The sequence below is a fragment of the Rosettibacter sp. KY25 genome (assembly GCF_057554405.1).
On record NZ_BAAJAO010000034.1, the window covers coordinates 1 to 15,755 of the forward strand.

The following is a 15,755-nucleotide window of genomic DNA, read 5'->3' on the forward strand; positions in this document are numbered from 1 at the left end:
AAATATGAAATAGAATTTTCGGCAGACAAATATAATCTTTCAAGTGGAGTATATTTTTATACTTTGAAAGCAGGGAATAATTTTGCAGTTAAGAAGATGATTTTGACAAAATAAAAATTTAACCGCCTTAAGCGCGAAGGTATCAGAATTTGAATTTCCCTTTGTGCTTACGGCGGTTTTTAATTAACTAATGAAAAATGATTTATATAAAATAGTTACTATTAATTTTTGTTTACGCAATTAAGTACTGTCCCATCTTTCATGTAGCTTAATATAATTTTAACAGTTTCTTCAGCTACAGCAGTTTGTGCTTGTTCTGTTGATGCTCCAATGTGATGAGTTACATAAACATTTTCTAATTCCTGAAGTTTTGAAGTTACATTTCCAGTTTTCTCTTCTGGTTCACCTTTGAATACATCTAATCCAACTCTCAAGTTTTTTTCTTTTACTGCTTTGATTAATGCATCTTCATCAACTACATCAGCACGGGATGTATTGATAAAGATTGCATCTTTTTTCATTAAGCTAAACAATTTTTCATTGAATAAATTTTTTGTTTCAGGTGTAGCAGGAAGATGAACAGAGATTACATCTGCGATTGGCAATACATCTTCAAAATTTGAAAATTCTTTAACACCATCATAGTCAACTTTTACTATGTCTTTTGCATAAACATTCATACCAAAAGCCAGAGCACGTTTTGCAACTTCTTTCCCAATATTTCCAAAACCTATAATAGCCAATGTTTTTCCAAACAATCCCTGAGCATTTGAATATTCACCTTTATTCCATTTGCCTTGTTTGAAATCAATTACATTATGTGGAATTCTTCTGTCGAGTGAAATCATTAATCCAATAGTAAGTTCTGCTACTGCTATTGCATTTTTGCCTGGACAATTTGAAACTGCAACACCTTTTTTGTTTGCAGCCTGAATATCAATATTGTTAACACCAGCACCTGCTCGTACAATCAATTTCAGTTTTTCTCCCTTTTCAATTGTCTCAGCATTAACTATTGTTGACCTTACAACTATACAATCAATATCTTTTGCTGCTTCGGGTAAATCTTTTTCTCCAAGTTTTGGGTTATAAATAACTTCTGCTCCATTATCTTTAAGCTGTTGAATGAATTGTTCAGGAAATTTGTCGGCAATTAATACTTTCATTTTCACCCCTTTATTTTATCATTGGAATTTTAATACCAAATTTTTTTGCATTATCGATTGCCTGTTTGTAACCAGCATCTGCATGACGAACAATTCCCATGGCGGGGTCATAATTTAAAACTCTTTCAATGCGGGCTTCTGCTTCTTTCGTTCCGTCTGCAACTATAACCATTCCAGCATGAATAGATTTTCCAATACCAACTCCGCCGCCATGATGAACTGAAACCCAGCTTGCACCACCAATGGCATTCAATAATGCATTAAGTATTGGCCAATCTGCTATTGCATCACTTCCATCAATCATCCCTTCTGTTTCACGATTTGGAGAAGCAACAGAACCACAATCGAGATGGTCTCTTCCAATAACAATTGGTGCTTTAACTTTTCCATCGGCAACAAGTTTATTAAAAATCTTTCCCATTTTTGCTCGTTCACCATAACCAAGCCAACAAATTCTTGCAGGCAATCCTTGAAAATGAACTTTCTTTTGAGCAAGTTCAATCCATCTTACAAGTGATTTATTTTCTGGGAAAGTTTCAATAACTGCTTTATCTGTTTCATAAATATCGTTTGGGTCGCCGCTTAAAGCTGCCCATCTGAAAGGACCTTTGCCGTCACAAAAGAGTGGTCGAATATATTCCGGAACAAATCCAGGAATATCAAAAGCATTTTCAACCCCGTTTTCTTTAGCTTCACCTCGAATATTATTTCCATAATCAAAAGCTACGGCTCCGCGTGCTTGAAATTCAAGAATTGCTTTTACATGTTCTACAATAGTTTTCTTTGCAAGTTCAATATATTTTTTGGGATTGGTTTTTCTTAGCTCAAGTGCCTCTTCGAAACTCATTCCCATTGGGACATATCCATTTAAAGTATCATGAGCAGAAGTTTGGTCAGTTACAATATCAGGAGTAATATTTTTTTCAAGAATTTTTGGAAGGACTTCGCCTGCGTTTCCAAGCAAACCTACTGAAACTGGCTTTTTATTTTCTTTTGCTTCAAGAACAATTTTTAATGCTTCATCTAAATTTTCTGTCATCATATCAAGGTAGCCTGTATCAATTCTTTTTTTAATTCGGGAGCGGTCAACTTCAACACCAAGGAATGCAGCGCCGTTCATCGTAGCAGCAAGTGGTTGTGCGCCGCCCATTCCTCCTAATCCTGCTGTTAATAAAAATTTGCCGGCAAGACTTCCATTAAAATGTTTTTGAGCACAGGCTGCAAATGTTTCATAAGTTCCTTGAAGAATACCTTGAGTGCCAATGTAAATCCAGCTTCCAGCAGTCATCTGTCCATACATTGTTAAGCCGAGTGCATCGAGTCTTCGAAATTCATCCCAGGTTGCCCATGCAGGAACAAGCATCGCATTAGAAATTATTACGCGTGGTGCATCAGAATATGTTTTGAAAACTGCAACTGGTTTTCCTGATTGAATTAAAAGTGTTTCATCTGATTCAAGATTTTTTAATGAATTAATAATTGCTTCATAAGCTTCCCAGTTTCTTGCAGCTTTGCCTGAACCACCATAAACAATTAAATCATCAGGTTTTTCGGCAACCTCGGGGTCGAGATTATTCATTAACATTCTCATGGCAGCTTCCTGTATCCAGCCTTTACAGGTTAATGCACTGCCTCGAGGAGCTTTAATTATTCTTTGTGACATTTTTTAATCGTTAAAATGATTTTGTAATAAATTTTTATATTGATTGTAAACAGATTTCAAAAGCCATCTTTTGATGAACCCTGATTTCTTTAATTGTCTTTCGATATGTTCAACATTTTCTTTTAATCTAAATACAAGTTTTGTTTTTTCTTCTTTCGTGAATTTAATTTCATCAGTTGATTCATTTAATTTGTCAATTATAGAATTAAATGCTCGAATATCTCCATAAAATTTTTCATCAGCACTCATTTGTTTTAATAATGTTTTGCAGAAAGTTTCCAGCAATTTTTTTTCGTTTTTGTCGAAGTGATATGTGTAATTCTTAAATAATTGTTTTGCCATAATTCTTATGCCTTTAGTGATAAAAGTTTTTCTCTCATTTTTTGAAAACCAGGTTTGATAACATTATAAATATAATGAAGTCTTTCTTTGTATGGTATAAATGAAGATTTCATAGCATTAATGTTAAGCTTTTCTATGTCATCAAGATTCAATCCGAACATTTCACTTGCAATTAAATATTCTTTTGTAAGTGTTGTGTTGCTCATTAATCTGTCATCTGTATTTAGAAAAACTCGAAATTTTTCTTTGTATAATTTTATGAAAGGATGATTTTCAAGTCTATCGACTGCACCTGTATGAACATTGCTGAGCAAATTTATTTCGAGAGGAAGACGGGTATCAAGTATATATTGAGCAAGTTCACCAAGAGCTACAACATTTCCATCTTTATCAAAAACAATATCTTCGGTTAATCTTGTTGCATGACCAATTCTATGTGCCCCGCAAATTTGAATTGCCTGCCAGATTGATTCTTTTCCAAAAGCTTCTCCAGCATGAATTGTAATGTTAAAATTTTTCTGCTTTATAAATTGAAAAGCTTCAAGATGTTTTTTGGGAGGATATCCGCCTTCTTCTCCAGCTAAGTCAAAACCTACAACTCCATGTCTGCGAAAGTTAACAGCAAGTTCTGCAATTTCAAGAGTGTTTTTCATATTTCTCATGCCACATAAAATTAATCCATAACCAACTCCAAAATCTTGCTTGCCTTTTTCAAGACCTTCAAGAACTGCATTAATAATGTCTTCATAATATAATCCTTTTTGAGTGTGGAAGACTGGAGCAAAGCGAGTTTCCACATAGCATACGCCGTCATTTTTCATATCTTCCATCATTTCGTATGCAACACGAAAGAGGGCTTCTTTTGTTTGCATTACAGCACATGTATGCTCAAAACCTTGAAGATATTCTACAAGATTTCCTTTGTTTGCACCTCGATGAAACCATTCTCGTAGTTCTTCAGGGTCTGTAGTTGGTAATTTATTATACTTGATATCTTTAGCTAACTCGATTACGGTTTGAGGGCGGAGGCCACCATCTAAATGGTCATGAAGCAATACTTTTGGAACACTTCGAATAATTTCTTCAGTTTTCATTTTTATTTCCTTTTAGTTTCAAAAATATTCTTTTGATGTTCTAAAATCAATTTATAACATAATAATCACTGATTAAGAATATGGATTAATCAATTAAAATTATTCTTTAATAAAAAATTTTCTTTAAGAATTATTCCTGAAGATTACTAATTCCTTAATACAAAAACTTTTTTTATTTGAAAGTTAATACATATTTTAGAACCAATGGAACATTGAATTATTATTTAAAAATTAATTCAAGGAAGTTTTTCTATGTCTATCACTAAAGAAGAAGCACTCAGGTATCATAGCGAAGGTCGAAAAGGCAAAATTGAAGTTATACCGACCAAGCCGTGTTATACTGCTCGTGAATTGTCATTAGCCTACACACCTGGAGTAGCAGAGCCGTGTAGAGAAATTGAAAAGAATGAAGAAGATGTTTACAAGTATACTGCAAAAGGGAATCTTGTTGCAGTTGTTTCAAATGGAACTGCTGTTTTGGGTTTGGGAGATATTGGTCCACATGCAGGCAAACCAGTTATGGAAGGAAAAGGAGTTTTGTTCAAAAGATTTGCTGATATTGATGTATTTGATATTGAATTGAATACGCATGACCCGAAAGAAGTTATCAGAGCTGTTCAATTACTTGAACCAACTTTTGGTGGAATTAATCTTGAAGATATTAAGGCTCCTGAATGCTTTGAGATTGAGGAAGAATTAATCAGAACAATGAACATTCCAGTATTTCATGATGACCAACATGGTACAGCAATAATTTCATGTGCTGCTTTAATTAATGCAGCTGAAATTGCTGGCAAAAAATTATCTGAATTAAGAATAGTTGTATCCGGTGCGGGTGCATCTGCAATAGCTTGCTGCAATATGTATATTGCTGCAGGTGTTAAAGTAGAAAATATTTCTATGTTCGATACTAAAGGACACATTAACAAAAAGAGAACAGATTTAAATAAATATAAAGCTCAATTTGCTCAGGATGAAGTTTATAAAGATTTAGCAGATGCAATGAAAGGCGCAGATGTATTTATCGGTTTATCAAAAGGAAATATTGTTTCCAAAGAAATGGTAAAATCGATGGCAAAAAATCCTATTGTGTTTGCAATGGCAAATCCAGACCCAGAGATTAGCTACGATGATGCAATTGATGCAAGAAAAGATGTTATAATGGCAACTGGTAGAAGTGATTATCCAAATCAAGTAAATAATGTTCTTGGATTTCCATTTATATTTCGCGGGGCACTTGATGTTCGTGCAAGAAAAATTAATCAAGAAATGAAAATGGCTGCTACTATGGCACTTGCTCGACTTGCAAAAGAAAAAGTTCCTGAAGTAGTAATCAATGCTTATGGTGGTAAAGAATTTTCTTTTGGTCCAGAATATATTATCCCAAAACCATTTGACCCAAGAGTTTTATGGTATGTAGCTCCTGCAGTTGCTCAAGCAGCAATGGATACTGGAGTTGCACGCAAGCCTATTGAAGATATGAATGCTTACATTGAACAGCTTCAGGAAAGAATGGGATTCTCAACCGAAATTGTTAGAGTAATGGTTCATAAAGCTCGTAAAAATCCAAAGAGAATTGTTTATCCCGAAGGCGAAGAAGAAAAAATTATTCATGCTGCATTTTCTGTTTATGATGAAAATATTGGTTTACCAATTCTCTTAGGAAAAGAAGATGTTATAAAAAATAAAATCAAAGAATTAGGTTATGATGAAAAAATTTTTGAAGTAATTGACCCGGAAAAATCTCCTAAAGCAGAAATTTATGCAGAAGAATTTTATAAAAAGCGTCAAAGAAAAGGAATAACCAAACGAGATGCAGTGAATATGATGAAAATACCTAATTACTTTGGTTCCATGATGCTTGAGCTTGGCGATGCTGATGCTTTACTTAGTGGATTAACATCTCATTATCCTCAAACAATTCGTCCTGCTCTTCAATGTATTGGCGTTAAAGAAGGAGTTAAAATTGTCTCTGGAATGTATATCGTAATTATTAAAAGAAGAATATTTTTCTTCGCAGATACAACTGTTAATGTTGACCCAACAGCAGAACAACTTGCAGAAATTGCAATTAATACTGCAGAAACTGTTAAGATGTTCGATATAGTTCCAAAGATTGCTATGCTTTCATTCAGCAATTTTGGAAGTGCACCATATCCACAATCGCAAAAAGTTGCACAAGCTGTAAAGATAGTTAAAGAAAAAAGACCCGATCTAATTATTGACGGTGAAATGCAGGCTGATACAGCAGTTGTTCCAGAAAAAATTGAAAATGAATTTCCATTTTCTAATCTTAAAGGCGGTGCTAATGTTTTAATATTCCCAAATCTTGATGCTGGTAATATTGCTTATAAATTATTGCAAAGATTAACAGATGCAATTGTAATTGGTCCAATTCTGGTTGGAATGAAAAAGCCTGTTCATGTAATTCAAAAAGGGGATACTGTAAGAGACATTATCAATATTTCTGCAATCGCTGTAGTTGAAGCAGAAAATGCTAAGTAATAATTTTATACTTACTTTATAATTCAAGGAGCGAATCACTTGATTCGCTCTTAATTTATTATTCAATAATCAGCAAATAAATATAAATCAACAGCACTCACAAAATTCATTAACAAAAAGTGCTTAAGAATATTTTATACATAAGTTCAAGCATAATAATTTTTTTTATTGGATTATTGTGTTACGGCATACTTCTTAATTCGAGAGAGATTGACTTAAGAGATGCAATGAAAATAAAAGGCATTAATAAATTTGAAAATGCATGGATAAGAATTGACAGAAGAAATTTTAAACTGGAACTTTATTCTGATAAAATTCTTGTTAAAACATATAAAGCAGTTTTTGGGAAAAATAACAGCATAGTCAAAACTTCTGCAAATGATTTTGTAACTCCAATAGGAGAATATCATATTTGTGATATTGATGTTCACTCAAAATATCATAAGTTCTTAAAACTAAATTATCCAAACGAGAAAGATGCAGCAGAAGCTCTGAAACAAGGTTATATTTCTCAAGATGAATGTGTTAGAATTTTAGAAGCATTAAAAAGAAATGATTGTCCTCCGGCAGATACAAAACTTGGTTCGAATATTGGGATTCATGGCATTGGTGAATATGATTTTATTTTTAGAAATCTTCCTTTTACATTTAATTGGACAAACGGCTCAATAGCTGTAAGCAATAAAAATATTGATGAATTATATTCGGTTGTAAAAATTGGTACACCAGTTAAAATCACTTATTGAAAAAAGTAATTTGAAAATTTTATTAACAAAAATATTTCTTCTAATTTTTGCTATAAACATTTTTGCTCAAAATGGAAATAACATTGAGCTAAAGAAAATAGAATTTATTGGGAACAATTCATTCTCTAAATCTGAATTATCAGCCGTTATTTTGTCTAAAGAATCACCGAACTGGATTTCGCAGTTCTTGCATAAATTCACAAGTCTTGGCGATAAACCTTCATATTTTGATTCACTCATCGTTCCGTCTGATATTTCTGCACTGAAACAGTTTTATTTGTCAAATGGATTTTTCAAAGTAAAGATTAAATCGAATTACATTATATCTGACGATAAAAAATCTGCAGTCTTAATTTTTACAATTGATGAAGGTGAACCTGCAAAATTTCATTCACTAAAATTGAACGGCTTAAATTCAATTCCACAAGAATTTCAAGAAAATATTTATAACAGAACTAAAATCGATACAAATAAAATTTACAAAGATCAATTAGTGGAAGATTATAAAAATGTGGTAATTAATTATTTGCGGGATAATGGATATATGCTTGCTGTTAATGATATTCCCGAAATTGTTGTTGATACAATGAAAAATATTGTTGATGTGCAAATTAATTTTAATCCAGGCAAAAGATATGTTATAAGAGAAATTTATACATCCAAAACTGGAAGCGGTAAAGATTTTGTTGGAGATGATTTGCTAAAAGAAATTGTTGGAATAAAACCCGGACAATATTACAGTAATTATGATATACAAAGAGGACAAATTAGATTATACAGAACAGATTTGTTCACTTCCTCTGTAATTAACAGTATCATTTCGGATACTTTGGGAAATACAGTTCCTTTAATTATTAGTGCAGATATTGGAATGCTACATGAATTATCACCAGAATTAATTATTAACAATGAGGATAACACTTTTAATCTTGGTTTGGGAATAGGATTTACTAAAAAAAATTTTCTTGGTGATGCAAGAAAATTCAGAATAAATTCATCTGCAGCAGCTCAAAATGTTTCTGAATTTATTCGACATCCTTCTTTTGCTGATTCAACAATTTTTGGTTATGGTGATGCAAGAATTAGTATTGAACAGCCGTTTTTATTCGGTAAACAAATAAGTACAAAAATAGAATCATACATCACAGCACAAAAAAGAAAACTTGAATACAATTCATTGTTGTATGGCGCACGACTTGGCTTTGATTTCGAACTTCCGGCTCATACTTATCTGAATTCATTTAACACATATATTACGGTTGAAAGAGCAGAATATACTTATAAAGATAAATATTTGATTAGTCTGCTTACCCGTTATTATCAGCGTTACAATTATTCTCCTGATGCTGCAGATTCAATTTCAAAAAATCTGGTCTATAATGTTCTTGGTGGAGAACTTCCAACAGCAAGCACAAATGCAATTCTTGGGATTTTATTAGGAGCAAATAAGACTAACGACATTTTCTTTCCTACAAGAGGATATTCATTGAATTTTTTATTAGAGGAAGCTAATTCAATCCCTTATCTATTTACAAGATTAATTCATTCTGAATTTTCAAGACCATTATATGTCAAAGCTCTTTTCACAACAACTGCTTATTTGCCTGTTTATAAATCTTCTGAAAATTCTTTAGGCTCAAAATTTAAGATTGGACAAATTTTTACATTACGAGGTGATAAATCGAACATACCATTGAATCAAAGATTTTATGCCGGTGGCAGCAATTCAGTCAGAGGATGGAACACAAGACAATTGGTTCCAAAGCAGGAATTGCTCCCAATCGAAAATATTAATCAAATTTCACTCGAAGATTTGGAAGCAATTCTTGAAAAAGGAGCCCCTACAGGCGGATTCTTTTTGCTTGAAGGTTCAATTGAAACTAGAAATCGTTTATTTGGAAAAATTGGCTCAGTAATTTTTATTGATTACGGAAATACTTGGAATGATTATAAAAATGCAAAAATTAATGAGATTGCAGTTGCAGGAGGTTTTGGTTTAAGATATTACTCTGATTTTGCTCCAATTCGCCTTGATTTTGGAATAAAATTATATGACCCAACAAATAAAAAAAGTATATCGTCAAAAAAATTCTTAAAAGATTTGCTTCAATTTCATATCGGTATAGGCGAAGCTTTCTAATAATTATTAAAAATTTCGAAATGTCTTTTCAACTTTGTTGATAAATATAATTTTGAGTAATTTTGTAGCTACTTTTTAGGAGTTTCTTGATGATTTCAAGCATGACAGGCTATGGAAAGGCTTCGGCTCAAAAAGATGATTTGATAATTGAAGCTGAGGTTAAAAGTCTAAACAGCAGATTTCTTGAACTTTCCTTACGCTTGCCAAAGTTTTTGTATGATAAGGAATTTGAAATTAGAGAGAGAGTCAAGTCACAAATAAAAAGAGGAAAAGTTTTTCTAAGTATAAATTTCAAAAAAAATAACATTGAAAATGACATTTACATCTTTGACCCTGCAGCAGTTAAATCAACCTTGAAAATGTTGAAAGACATTAGAAGAGCTGCAGGACTTAAAGATAAAATAAAATTTACTGATTTGATTCAATTCCAGCATCTTTTTTTGAAAGGCGAGCCGGATGAATTTAATGAGGAAATGGAATTGCTTTATCAAGTAATCGATTCTGCAATTGCTGAAATGAACAAAATGAGAAATGCAGAAGGCAGTGAACTTGAGAAAGATATCAGAAAAAGAATTGAAATTATAGAAAATGCGGTTCAACGCATTGAAAAAATTAAAGAAGAAAATTTGCAAACTTATTTTGAGAACTTTAAAGAAAAAGCCAAACAGTTGGTATCGAGTTTTATTGATAATGAACAGAGATTGATTACTGAACTTGCATTACTTTCAGAACGATATGATGTAACAGAAGAATGTGTTCGTTTGAGAAGTCACATAAAATTATTTTTAGATACAATTGAAAATTCTGATGATGCAGGGAGGAAATTAAATTTTATATTGCAGGAAATGAATCGAGAAGCAAATACAATTAACAGCAAAGCGATTTCATCAGAAATTTCGCATGCTGGAATTTTGATAAAAGAAGAAATTGAAAAAATCCGTGAACAAATTCAAAATATTGAGTAAAAAGTGGCAAAACCAAAATTATTTGTATTCTCAGCTCCAAGTGGTGCAGGAAAAACTACAATCGTTAAAGATATACTTAAAAGTTTTCCTGAATTTAAATTTTCTGTTTCTGCAACAACAAGAAAAAAAAGACCAGGCGAAATTGATGGAGTTGATTATTATTTTATATCAGAAAATGAGTTTAAACAAAAAATTGAAAATAATGAATTTGTTGAGTGGGAAAAGTTTTATGATTATTATTACGGAACATTAAAAAAAACTATCGATGAAAATCTTAGCAATGGTTATACAACAATTTTTGAAGTAGATGTTAAAGGTGCTCTCAACATTAAAAAAGTTTATCCTGATGCCGTTTTAATATTTATTGTTCCACCAAGTATAGAAGAATTAAAAGAAAGATTAAGAAAAAGAAATACAGAGACTGATGAAGATTTAAGAAAGAGACTTGAAAGAGCAGATATGGAATTAAGTTATAAAGATAAATTTGATTATGTTGTCGAAAACATAAATCTTGAAGAAGCTAAAGAGAAAGTAAAAAAGATAATAGAAAAAGAAATATCATAGGAGGATAATATGGCATTAAAACCAATTGATTTGCGTAAGATTAAAGAGAGAATCCCTAATTTATATGAGGCAGTTGTTGTTGCTTCAAGAAGAGCTCGTAAAATTAATGATGAGTATAAACTTGAATTTAATACACTCCTGAGCTCAGTTGTTACAAGCGAAGATGATGAATTCGAGGATAAAGAAAATCCAGAACAATTAAAATTATCACTCGAATTTGAAAAGAGAGAAAAGCCGCACATCAAAGCAATTAATGAATTAATTGAAAACGGCTTAGAATATCGCTATAAGTCATAATTTTAAATCAGCTTTTTAGAGATGGCAGTTAGTTTTTAATGCTAATCTAAAAAGCTGATTTTTTTTAAAATTTATTTTTTCTTGTCCATTCAATTCTCGAATTTTCTTAAATTCATTTTGTGCATTTCAAAATTTTTAGATGACTACTTTGGATAGCGAAATCAGAAAAAGAATTGTTGAGTCATTAAAGCTGCAACAGGAAATATTTGGAGATTATTTATTCGATTCTCTTAAAAATATTTCCTATGAAAATCTTTCTGTTGAACAGATTGATAATTTAAAAGTATCAGAGAAAGTAGAGATTAATTTGAATGGAAATCTTTTTCAGGAAAATTTTATGAATGCTGAAAATCTGGAAGAACTTGATTCGATGATAAATCAATGCCAGAAATGTCCGCTCGGAAAAACAAGAACAAAATTTGTTTTTGGTGTTGGAAATCCAAAAGCTCATGCAATGTTGATTGGTGAAGCTCCCGGAGCCGACGAAGACCTTCAAGGCGAACCTTTTGTTGGAAGAGCCGGTAAACTGTTGAATGATATTTTGAAAGCAATTAACCTTTCAAGAAATGATGTTTATATTGCTAATATTTTGAAATGCAGACCACCAGGAAATCGTGACCCTTTACCCTCGGAAATGGAAACTTGTATACCATATTTGCATAAACAAATCGATTTGATTAAGCCAAAAATAATTTTATGCCTTGGAAGAATTGCAGCAAATGGATTACTAAATAAAAAATTATCCTTATCTTCACTTCGTGAAAATATTTATGAATTTAATGGAATAAAAGTTCTTGTAACATATCATCCGGCGGCATTGTTAAGAAATCCTCAATGGAAAAGAGGCTGCTGGGAAGATGTAAAAAAATTCAAAAAATTATATGATGAATTACTAAAAAATTAATATGGCTAAGAAAGAAAATTTAGATATTGAAAAATTAAGAACAGCTGTTAAAGAACCACCTAAAGCTGTAGATGTTGAAAAAGCAGTTTTAGGTGCTATGCTGATAGAAGCAAGTGCAGTTCCAAAAGCAATTGAGATTTTGAAACCTGAAGCATTTTATGATAAAAAGAACAGAATAATTTTTGAAGCAATTACTACATTATACGAAGCCGATGAACCAATCGATACAGTTTCTGTTTATGAAGAATTAAAAAAATCTGGAAAAGCAGAAGATGCTGGCGGTGCAGCATACATCGGTAAACTTGCACAGGATATTTCTTCCGCTGCAAATGTTGAATATCATTCCAGAATTGTGCTGGAAAAATGGATACTAAGACAACTCATAACTTCTTCTGTTGAAATTGCTAATCTTGCTTATGAAGGAAGAGAAGATGTTTTTGATATACTCGATGAAGCTGAAGCAAAAATATTCCAGATATCTGAAGAAGGAATTAAAGAATCCTTCAAGCCGATGGAAAAAGCAGTAAAAGAAGCTCTTGAATTAATTGAAGCAATCCATTCGAAAAATATTTCTACATTTTCTGTCCCATCAGGATTTTATGAATTGGATGAACTTTTAGGTGGATTCCAAAAATCAGATTTAATTATAGTAGCTGCTAGACCTTCCATGGGGAAAACAGCATTTGCAATGTCTGCAGCACGAAATGCTGCAATTGACCATAATATTCCGATTGGCATTTTCTCTCTCGAAATGTCCACAATTCAACTTGCAACAAGATTAATCTCTGCAGAAGCTAAGATTAATGCACACAATGTTAGAACAGGGAAATTCCGCGCAGAAGATGGAGCTAAAATAAGCCGCACTGTTTATAAACTTAGCAAAGCACCAATTTATATTGATGATACACCAGCAATATCAATTCTTGAACTGCGCGCAAAAGCAAGAAGATTAAAAAATGAAAAAAATATTGGGATGATTATTGTTGATTATTTACAGCTGATAAATCCTTCAACAGCAATGGAAAGCCGTGAAAGAGAAATTTCTACAATTTCGAGGTCTCTTAAAAGTCTTGCAAAAGAATTAAATATTCCTGTAATTGCTCTTTCTCAGTTGAATCGAGCTGTGGAACAGCGTTCAGATAAAAAACCAATGCTTTCAGATTTGCGTGAATCAGGTTCAATTGAACAAGATGCAGATGTTGTTCTTTTCTTGTATCGTCCAGAAGTTTATGGAATTACTAATTTCCCAAGTGGAGATATGGCTGGCGAATCAACTGAAGGTATTGCAGAAGTAATAATTGGCAAACAAAGAAATGGTCCCATCGGAGAAGTAAAATTAAAATTCATTAAAGAATATGCACGATTTGAAAATCTTGATAGGTACCGTCAGCAGCTACCTGCAGGAGAAGAAGGTATCAAAACAATTGAAGAACCTCCATTCTAATTTAAGAAAAGATATTCAATGAAGTATAAAAATTTTAGAATAAATTTATTTTTTGTATTAATTCTTCTTTCTGGATTATTTTTCATACCAACAATTATTCATTCTCAAATTTATACTCAAAAAGATGTAGAAATATGTAATTCGAAATTTCAAATTGCTGTTCAGAAAAATTTATCATCTCTTCCTGTTAATGAAGTTTTATTAAATATTGCAAAAAGTTTTATTGGAACTGATTATGAAGCTCATACATTGGACAAAACAGATAAAGAGGAACTCGTAATAAATTTAACTGGTCTTGATTGCTATACATTTCTGGAGAGCTCCATTGTTTTTGCACGATGCATTAAAAAAGGATTAACTACATTTGAAGATTATACTAAAGAGCTGGAAAATATTCGTTATCGAGATGGCAAATTAAAAGATTACACTTCGCGTCTTCATTACTTTTCTGATTGGATTTATGATATGAATAAAAGAAAAATTGGGAAAGATATTACCAAAGAACTTGGCGGCATACCTTATAAAAAAAGAATTAATTTTATGAGCACTCATTTGAATTCTTATCCTATGTTGAAAAATAATGAAAAGTTTATACAAGAAATAAAACGCATTGAAAAAAGTATATCGAAACGAAAATATTATTTTATTCCTCAAAAAAATATTGAAAGAATAGAAAAAAAAATTAAAGATGGAGATATAATTGGAATTACAACCAATATAGAAGGTTTAGATATTTCTCATACAGGAATTGCAGTAAGAGAAAACGATGGAAGAATTCATCTGCTTCATGCACCTAATGTGGGTTATAAAGTTCAAATAACTGAAAAACCTCTTGCAGATTACATAAAGTCAAATCCAAGGCAAACTGGAATTATGGTTTTAAGATTGAATGAATAAATTTTTACTCTGATTATTTACTTTTGATTAAACTCAACAACACTTTAATATTTTCAAGGTCTTCTTTCTGGTCTTTTTCTTTAGGTGTTTCTAAAATTTTTGGTACTCTTTCTAATTTTTTGTCATTCATGATATTTGCAAAACCATCCAAACCGATAAAACCTTTTCCAATATGTTCATGTCTGTCAATTTTCGAACCTAATTCCTTTTTACTATCATTCATATGAATGCATTGCAATCGTTCAAGGCCAATAATGTCATCAAATTCTTTTATAACTTTTTTGTATTCTTTTGGGTCTTTAATGTTATAACCTGCTGCAAAAATATGGCAGGTGTCTATGCAGACACTCATTCTATCTTTATCATCAACCATGTCAATAATTTTTCTTAACTGTTCAAAAGTATAACCAAGTGCCGTGCCCTGTCCTGCAGTTGTTTCAAGCATGCTTTTAACTTTGAATCCTTTTGTTTTTTCATGAATATAGTTTAGAGATTCTGCAATCAATTTTAATCCATCTTCTTCGCCCATTCCTCCATGAGCGCCAGGATGAAAATTTAAGTGAGGTATTCCAAGTTGTTCACATCTTTCGAGTTCTTTAATAAATGCAGCTCGGGATTTTGTTAATCCCTGTGGATCTTTAGAACAAAGATTAATTAGATAGGAATCGTGTGAAACAACAAATTTTATATGTGAATTTTTAAGTTTTTCTTTGAAAGAATTTATTTCTTCTTCTGTTAAGTCTTTGGCAAAATACTGATTGTTGTTTTTTGTAAATATTTGAATAGCTGTAAAACCAAGATTTTCAGCAGTATCAATTGCAGATGATGGCCCGTTAGTTAAAAAAGTGTGAGCTCCAATTAAATGTTTCATAATTTATACCTGCTTTCTTTATTATTACATTGAAAGTTAGTAAATAACTAAAAAATATTTAATACTATGTGAACATGATAATAATTAATTTTGTTTAGTTATAAGATTTAATTATTCATTAATAATTCTCAAATAAAAAACAGGACTCAACATGAAA

Annotated in this window: 15 protein-coding genes; 10 read left to right on the forward strand and 5 right to left on the reverse strand. The window is 31.7% G+C overall.

What is annotated here, in order from left to right; all coding sequences use genetic code 11:
* Window positions 1–9: 9 nt before the first annotated feature.
* Window positions 10–114: a T9SS type A sorting domain-containing protein gene (locus tag AC27L2_RS13795; protein ID WP_488657393.1), complete on the forward strand. Its 105-nt coding sequence runs from the start codon at window positions 10–12 to the stop codon at window positions 112–114.
* A gap of 107 nt (window positions 115–221) precedes the next feature.
* Here AC27L2_RS13795 and AC27L2_RS13080 read toward each other — a convergent pair whose 3' ends face one another.
* From AC27L2_RS13080 to AC27L2_RS13095, 4 genes are read right to left on the reverse strand one after another with little or no spacing between them, the layout of a single operon-like run.
* A complete protein-coding gene (locus tag AC27L2_RS13080) occupies window positions 222–1,166 on the reverse strand; it encodes an NAD(P)-dependent oxidoreductase (RefSeq protein ID WP_487212209.1) in 945 nt (314 codons plus the stop codon).
* Between the two features lie 10 nt (window positions 1,167–1,176).
* On the reverse strand, window positions 1,177–2,829 hold the full coding sequence (gene hutU, locus AC27L2_RS13085; RefSeq protein ID WP_487212210.1) for a urocanate hydratase: 1,653 nt from the start codon (window positions 2,827–2,829) through the stop codon (window positions 1,177–1,179).
* A 3-nt stretch (window positions 2,830–2,832) separates the two neighbouring features.
* Entirely contained in the window at window positions 2,833–3,171 is a 339-nt protein-coding gene (locus tag AC27L2_RS13090; RefSeq protein ID WP_487212211.1) for a hypothetical protein, read from the reverse strand.
* 5 nt (window positions 3,172–3,176) lie between these two features.
* The gene (locus AC27L2_RS13095) at window positions 3,177–4,265 is read right to left on the reverse strand and encodes an adenosine deaminase (RefSeq protein ID WP_487212212.1); all 1,089 of its coding nucleotides are present in this window, start codon (window positions 4,263–4,265) and stop codon (window positions 3,177–3,179) included.
* Between the two features lie 252 nt (window positions 4,266–4,517).
* On the opposite strand from AC27L2_RS13095, the gene pta reads away from it, so the two are divergent.
* The 9 genes from pta (at window position 4,518) to AC27L2_RS13140 (ending at window position 14,727) form a co-directional block, all read left to right on the forward strand.
* Window positions 4,518–6,770 (forward strand): phosphate acetyltransferase, encoded by a 2,253-nt coding sequence (pta, locus tag AC27L2_RS13100; RefSeq protein WP_487212213.1) that lies wholly within the window; start codon window positions 4,518–4,520, stop codon window positions 6,768–6,770.
* Between the two features lie 227 nt (window positions 6,771–6,997).
* Complete coding sequence (locus tag AC27L2_RS13105) at window positions 6,998–7,516, forward strand: L,D-transpeptidase family protein (protein ID WP_487212214.1); 519 nt, start codon at window positions 6,998–7,000, stop codon at window positions 7,514–7,516.
* Complete coding sequence (locus AC27L2_RS13110) at window positions 7,488–9,656, forward strand: BamA/OMP85 family outer membrane protein (protein ID WP_487212215.1); 2,169 nt, start codon at window positions 7,488–7,490, stop codon at window positions 9,654–9,656. The genes AC27L2_RS13105 and AC27L2_RS13110 overlap by 29 nt, the downstream gene beginning before the upstream one ends.
* An 89-nt stretch (window positions 9,657–9,745) precedes the next feature.
* A complete protein-coding gene (locus tag AC27L2_RS13115) occupies window positions 9,746–10,621 on the forward strand; it encodes a YicC/YloC family endoribonuclease (protein ID WP_487212216.1) in 876 nt (291 codons plus the stop codon).
* Window positions 10,622–10,624: 3 nt separating this feature from the next.
* Window positions 10,625–11,185 carry a guanylate kinase gene (gene gmk / locus AC27L2_RS13120; protein WP_487212217.1) on the forward strand — a complete coding sequence of 187 codons (561 nt, stop codon included), beginning with the start codon at window positions 10,625–10,627 and terminating at the stop codon, window positions 11,183–11,185.
* Between the two features lie 9 nt (window positions 11,186–11,194).
* Window positions 11,195–11,482, forward strand: coding sequence for a DNA-directed RNA polymerase subunit omega (rpoZ, locus tag AC27L2_RS13125; protein ID WP_487212218.1), 288 nt, complete (start codon window positions 11,195–11,197; stop codon window positions 11,480–11,482).
* 148 nt (window positions 11,483–11,630) lie between these two features.
* Window positions 11,631–12,386 carry a uracil-DNA glycosylase gene (locus AC27L2_RS13130; RefSeq protein WP_487212219.1) on the forward strand — a complete coding sequence of 252 codons (756 nt, stop codon included), beginning with the start codon at window positions 11,631–11,633 and terminating at the stop codon, window positions 12,384–12,386.
* Window position 12,387: 1 nt separating this feature from the next.
* The gene (gene dnaB / locus AC27L2_RS13135; RefSeq protein WP_487212220.1) at window positions 12,388–13,830 is read left to right on the forward strand and encodes a replicative DNA helicase; all 1,443 of its coding nucleotides are present in this window, start codon (window positions 12,388–12,390) and stop codon (window positions 13,828–13,830) included.
* A gap of 18 nt (window positions 13,831–13,848) precedes the next feature.
* On the forward strand, window positions 13,849–14,727 hold the full coding sequence (locus tag AC27L2_RS13140) for an N-acetylmuramoyl-L-alanine amidase-like domain-containing protein (protein ID WP_487212221.1): 879 nt from the start codon (window positions 13,849–13,851) through the stop codon (window positions 14,725–14,727).
* A 13-nt stretch (window positions 14,728–14,740) separates the two neighbouring features.
* Here AC27L2_RS13140 and AC27L2_RS13145 read toward each other — a convergent pair whose 3' ends face one another.
* Window positions 14,741–15,598, reverse strand: a complete 858-nt coding sequence (locus AC27L2_RS13145; protein ID WP_487212222.1) for a deoxyribonuclease IV — start codon at window positions 15,596–15,598, stop codon at window positions 14,741–14,743.
* Between the last annotated feature and the right edge of the window lie 157 nt (window positions 15,599–15,755).

Bases quoted from the DNA above. Each gene is read 5' to 3' on its own strand.
- rpoZ (WP_487212218.1), top strand. From the start codon at position 11,195: ATGGCATTAAAACCAATTGATTTGCGTAAGATTAAAGAGAGAATCCCT.
- AC27L2_RS13140 (WP_487212221.1), top strand. From the start codon at position 13,849: ATGAAGTATAAAAATTTTAGAATAAATTTATTTTTTGTATTAATTCTT.
- AC27L2_RS13115 (WP_487212216.1), top strand. From the start codon at position 9,746: ATGATTTCAAGCATGACAGGCTATGGAAAGGCTTCGGCTCAAAAAGAT.
- AC27L2_RS13105 (WP_487212214.1), top strand. From the start codon at position 6,998: ATGAAAATAAAAGGCATTAATAAATTTGAAAATGCATGGATAAGAATT.
- AC27L2_RS13145 (WP_487212222.1), bottom strand. From the start codon at position 15,598: ATGAAACATTTAATTGGAGCTCACACTTTTTTAACTAACGGGCCATCA.
- hutU (WP_487212210.1), bottom strand. From the start codon at position 2,829: ATGTCACAAAGAATAATTAAAGCTCCTCGAGGCAGTGCATTAACCTGT.
- pta (WP_487212213.1), top strand. From the start codon at position 4,518: ATGTCTATCACTAAAGAAGAAGCACTCAGGTATCATAGCGAAGGTCGA.
- dnaB (WP_487212220.1), top strand. From the start codon at position 12,388: ATGGCTAAGAAAGAAAATTTAGATATTGAAAAATTAAGAACAGCTGTT.
- AC27L2_RS13080 (WP_487212209.1), bottom strand. From the start codon at position 1,166: ATGAAAGTATTAATTGCCGACAAATTTCCTGAACAATTCATTCAACAG.
- AC27L2_RS13090 (WP_487212211.1), bottom strand. From the start codon at position 3,171: ATGGCAAAACAATTATTTAAGAATTACACATATCACTTCGACAAAAAC.
- AC27L2_RS13095 (WP_487212212.1), bottom strand. From the start codon at position 4,265: ATGAAAACTGAAGAAATTATTCGAAGTGTTCCAAAAGTATTGCTTCAT.